The sequence below is a fragment of the Rhodococcus sp. I2R genome, assembly GCF_020889545.1.
Taxonomy (GTDB): domain Bacteria; phylum Actinomycetota; class Actinomycetes; order Mycobacteriales; family Mycobacteriaceae; genus Rhodococcoides.
On record NZ_JAHUTG010000054.1, the window covers coordinates 1 to 5008 of the forward strand.

A 5008-nucleotide genomic window follows, 5' to 3' on the forward strand; every position below is an offset into this window, starting at 1 on the left:
GCCGGCGGAGGTAGATCTGCTGATCGGTGATGCCGCCAAGGCCCGCGACGTACTCGGATGGAAGCCCAAGGTCGAATTCCCGGAGCTGGTACAGATGATGGTCCGCAACGACGTCGACGAACAATCCAAGAATGCGGTTGAGTGAACTGGCTGGATCCGATCGGGATCAGGGACCGTTTCGATGATCAGGAGCGTTAGTGCCTTTCGCTCAAAGCTGAGGGCGCTCCTGCTAAATCCTGGTTCAGCTACGGTTCTCTCTAGTGGAGCCGTCACCTTGACTACGGTCGCGACTGGGGTATTGACTGCTAGACTGCTCGAGGTCTCTGAAAGGGGCACATACGCTTCAACGTTGGCCTTTTGTTCGACTCTCAGTTTCGTATGCACCGCCGGAGCTGCTGAGGCTCTGGTCCTGGCGCCCAAGAGGGGCGTCCACCAAAAGACATCGAACACTATCGCCTGGTCATACAGCACTTTCTTTTCGGTAGTATGCGCCATTCCGGTCTTTTTTTACACCTCATATCTAGGCGCCAACACACCACTGTTTGTGTTGTTGGCATGTGTGCTCCCATTCCTCGGTGCTCTTGGGTCGCTTATAAACTATAGTCTGGTATCGGACGGGAAGTTCTTGGCTGCTGCTTTCCTTCGCGTTAGTCCGGTAGTTGTCCAAATCTTGTCGATAGCGGCACTGGTGGCTTTCGGTGAAATCAATCTCACATCGATATTCGCTACATCTGTGTTCGGTAGCTGTGCGGCAGTAGTGCTGGGGATTTCTTTGAACAAGCCCTGGCGCCGAATGCATTCCAAGATGAGACGAAACCACGCTGTCCAGACCTTGCGTATTGGTTTCAAAACAGGCGGCGCGCAGGTCTTTCGATCAGTGGGCTCAAGGATGGATCTCATCCTGGTTGCCATGTTTCTATCAACGACCGACGCTGGAATGTACTCCGTGGCTGCCAGTTTAACAGTCGCCGGTCTCTCCCTTGTTGCTAGCCTCGCTCCCGTTCTGCTATCTAGATCGCGATCTGATAGTGCTCGACTGACCTCTGTCGCAAGTGCGATGGCCGTTCTAGTCGGAGTTGCAATTGTGCTTGTAGGGCCACTGTTGCTCCCCTATGTATACGGCAGCGAATATGCGGCCGCGGGCATACTTCTCTATTCGTTGAGCGCTGCGATGGTCGCAAGTAATCTGTTCGAATTAATGCTCCGAATAATGCAACAGGATGCTCAAGAGCTAGGGGCCCTTCTCGCGGTCATTATTGCGACCGTCAGTCAATTTGAACTCGTTGTTCTTGCGTGTTTACTACTGGGAGTGAATTGGGTGGCGCTTGGTACCGCTGTGAGCTACCTCCTCGGCATTGCCACGCTCTTGGCAGTGAACCGAAGATCAGGCGGTGACTCTTTGCTTGCCCGTGTCTCTCCATGGCGCGGAATTGTGCACATTTGGGGAATTTTTAGGCCAGGCCGGTCGCGGCGAATTTCCTATGAAACTACGGGACGGGGATAGCACATGGCAGAACACAATGACCGTCAGCGCGTACACATGACTGGGTCGGAATGGTTTGGTGATCGGTCTGGTGGCCTCAATCGATACTTCGAATCGCTCTTCGTGGCGATGCATGATCTTAAGGGGAACGATATAACAGCGGTGGCTTTTGGAAACCCGCCCTCCGGTGGGAACTCCTGGGGTCCGGCTGGTAAAAGTGCCCTGTCGCGAAGTAGCGCCTTGAAAGGCTCGTTCAAGTTGCCTCACGGCGCAATATTGGATCGCCACTTCAGCCTCTACGGTCAGTCTGCCGGGGTCGGCAAAAGCAGGGTCACAACTGTCACCCATTTTCAGGGACCGTGGGCAGGCGAGAGCAAGGTTGCCGGCCACTCCAAACTGTCAGTAGCGGCCAAGTACGCAGTCGAACGGCTGCGGTACAGTCGCACCGATCAGTTCATCGTGCTGTCAGAACGTTTCAAGAACCTCCTCGTCGCCGACTACAAGGTGGACGAGTCGAGGGTTGCAGTACTCGCGCCCGGCGTTGACCTATCCAGGTTCTCGGCGGGACCCAAGGGACAGTCAAGGGAAGTTCTTTGTGTGCGCAGACTTGAAAAGCGTATGGGGATCGAGTACCTGATCAAGGCGTGGCCTGGCGTTGTGCACCAGCACCCCGGGGCGCTACTGAGAATAGTAGGAACCGGAACCGATGAGTCTCGGCTTCGCGAACTGGCGACCGATATGCGACTGAGTGAATTCATAGTGTTTGAAGGCAACGTTTCAGATGACCGCTTGGTTTCCTTGTATGAAACCGCCGCGGTCACTGTGGTACCCAGTGTCGCTCTTGAGGGGTTCGGCCTTATAGCACTGGAGTCTCTGGCGACAGGCACGGCTCCAATTGTGACTGACTGCGGGGGGTTGCCCGACGCCGTCGATGGTTTGGATCCCTCGCTGGTCGTTCAGCCCTACAACAGCGAGGACCTTGCCCATAGAGTGTCGGACGCACTGAACGGGGCCGTACCCGACTGGAAGGCATGCAGAGCGCACGCCGAGACCTTTTCGTGGCAGCGTGTTGCTGAGAATCATTTTGACCTGTACAGCCGGATAGCCTGATGGGGAACATCATGTTCCTTACTCATTCGGCCGAACCCGCAGGCGCCGAGTTGTCGCTTTTGCGACTCGTTCGCCACATGAAGCGTGGCCGCACGCGGGTGGTTTTCACATCAGACGGAGTCATGATCGCAAGATTTCAGAACGAAAACTTGGCAGCGGACTTGGTACGTGCCGACATCGCGCGGAGGCCGATCACGAGGTCGAGCAGTCCGCTAGCCCTGGCAGGCGGCCTGTATAGAATGTTCAAGGATGGTGTCGCAGTCGCAACTTACGCCAGGAGTCAGGACATCACTGTCGTTGTAGCGCGCTCGACCAAAGCACTGTTTATAGGCTTCGTCGCCACGGTTGCGACGCGACGCCGGTTAGTGTGGAGTGTCCACGACCGAATCTCGCCTGAATACTTTGGCCCGCTCAAAGCTCGTTTGCTGAAGGCATTCGGTCAGTGGGTATCGTCTGGATTCATCGTGAATAGCTCTGCGACTTTAGAAACTATCAACGCAGGGGGGAAGCCGGTCATCGTTATCCCGCCCGGGTTGGAGCGCGCAGACAGCCGTGCGACTCGTGTCGTGAGGCGCGAAATAAAAGCAGTAGGAATCGTGGGACGTCTCGCGGAATGGAAGGGGCAAGATGTATTCTTGCGTGCTTTTGCGCGCGTGTTCGGCGACGATGAAAACGACGTTTGCGCAACAGTTGTCGGAGGCCCCTTATTTGGGGAGACCGAATTTGAACAGCGCCTGCAGCAACTCGCCAAAGACCTCACTATTAGCCACAAGGTGCAGTTCACTGGGCACGTCGAGTCCGTCTCGGAGTACCTGGATGACTTCGATGTACTTGTTCATGCGTCAGTTATCCCAGAACCGTTCGGAGCCGTCGTTATCGAGGGGATGGACGCAGGCTGCGCGGTGATCGCAACATCTCCGGGCGGTCCGGCTGAGATCATCACCGACGGTGTCGATGGTCGCCTTGTGCCGTGCGGCGATGAGGATGCGCTGGTCAGCGCGCTAAGAGACTTGAACGAAGATGCAGACTTGCGCGCCCGCCTATCCGCCACCGGCATGCTGCGTGCGAAGGACTTCGATGTCACCGAGCTCGCGAGTCGTACTGAACAATGGCTTGCTCAATTCGACCGGGAGCTACCAAAATGACAACAACAAATAGACTGCGCGTTGTGTGGTTGTCAATGGAGTGGCCTCAGGGCAACGCTCATGTCGGTGGGGTGGGACGCTACACCTTTCGTTTGGCTGAATCAATGAAGGAGCTTGTCGACCTGACGGTTGTCACACTGAGCGGTGCGCAGCAAATGGACGGCGTTAGCATCGTAGAACTCCCGCGCCACAAGACGAGACTTGCGCGCTTCTACATCCTGCCAATACTTGCGCGCAATGCCGTAGCAAATCTCAGCGCCGACGTGATTCACGCCCACGGAGACGACTGGGCTCTAAAATCTAATACGCCAGTTGTCCGATCATTCTATGGCTCATCTTGGTCGGAGGCGGTCTCGTCAACCGGTCTGAGGAAGCTAAACCACGTTGTGCTCTATGGGTTAGAAAAGGTGTCCTCGAAAAGGGCTACTGCGAGCCTGGCGATCGCTCCGGAATCGCGCGACGCGTTCGGGTGCGAGTATGTTGTACCCCCAATCGTCGATCTGCCCGAGCGCACTGAAGTGGTCAACCGAGTTCCGCGGGCGGTCTTCATTGGAAGCCATCAGGGACGCAAGCGTGGATGGCTGGCTGAGAAGGCAGTAGCAGAAGTGCGGCGCAGGCTAGACAGAACATTCGAATTGTGGGTTGTAGGACCGCAGAGTGACGCTGAATCATGGGCACCCGACGTGCGTCATTGCAGCGGGATGTCCGACGAGGATGTGGCTGAGCTGATCAGCACGTCTTGGCTCTTGCTCGCGCCGTCGCTGTATGAAGGTTTCGGCATCCCAACCGTGGAGGCGCTAAACCAGCGAACGGCAGTTGTCGCCTCGTGGAATCCTGGGAACCGATACTTCAGAAATCTTGCTCACCCAGATGTTCCCTTGGTTTGCACAGCTTCGGACGAAGACTACCTTGAGGCAGTGGTTGATAGGGTGCGTTCGGGCCCGGCGTTGTCCGACGCAGAGTCATGGGCCGCCGATGATCTGGTCCAGCAACTCAAAGACGCGTCGAGCACTGGAAGGTTGCTTGAGATATACGGCCGTGCTCGGCGGTAAGGCGGAGTTTCTCCGTGCCGAGGAAACGCTTGCTGGCAAGGCCACCGATTGGAGAAGAGCTGCGAATCCGGTGTTCACGAGTGATCGGTCGCCGCGTATCGGTGTACACCCTCACGTGACGGTCCCCGTACAACCTCATGTGTAGGTGCTCGGCGAGTCCTGTCGTAACTCGCCCACGACAAGGGCCACCCTTCGAATCGTCTACCGCCAAGTCGACG

5 protein-coding genes are annotated in these 5008 nt (G+C 56.5%); all 5 read left to right on the top strand.

The genetic code is table 11. The features are described 5' to 3' along the window. The coding region (locus KVY23_RS24640) for a GDP-mannose 4,6-dehydratase (protein WP_268995412.1) at positions 1-145 on the top strand (145 nt) is incomplete at its 5' end. Positions 146-181: 36 nt separating this feature from the next. Beyond that, positions 182-1504: an oligosaccharide flippase family protein gene (locus KVY23_RS25360; RefSeq protein WP_363324727.1), complete on the top strand. Its 1323-nt coding sequence runs from the start codon at positions 182-184 to the stop codon at positions 1502-1504. A gap of 36 nt (positions 1505-1540) precedes the next feature. Further along, on the top strand, positions 1541-2593 hold the full coding sequence (locus tag KVY23_RS24645; protein ID WP_206511878.1) for a glycosyltransferase family 4 protein: 1053 nt from the start codon (positions 1541-1543) through the stop codon (positions 2591-2593). Further along, the gene (locus tag KVY23_RS24650; protein WP_206511875.1) at positions 2593-3738 is read left to right on the top strand and encodes a glycosyltransferase family 4 protein; all 1146 of its coding nucleotides are present in this window, start codon (positions 2593-2595) and stop codon (positions 3736-3738) included. The genes KVY23_RS24645 and KVY23_RS24650 overlap by 1 nt, the downstream gene beginning before the upstream one ends. Before the next feature lie 35 nt (positions 3739-3773). Continuing rightward, complete coding sequence (locus KVY23_RS24655; RefSeq protein ID WP_268995413.1) at positions 3774-4790, top strand: glycosyltransferase family 4 protein; 1017 nt, start codon at positions 3774-3776, stop codon at positions 4788-4790. Positions 4791-5008 lie beyond the last annotated feature (218 nt).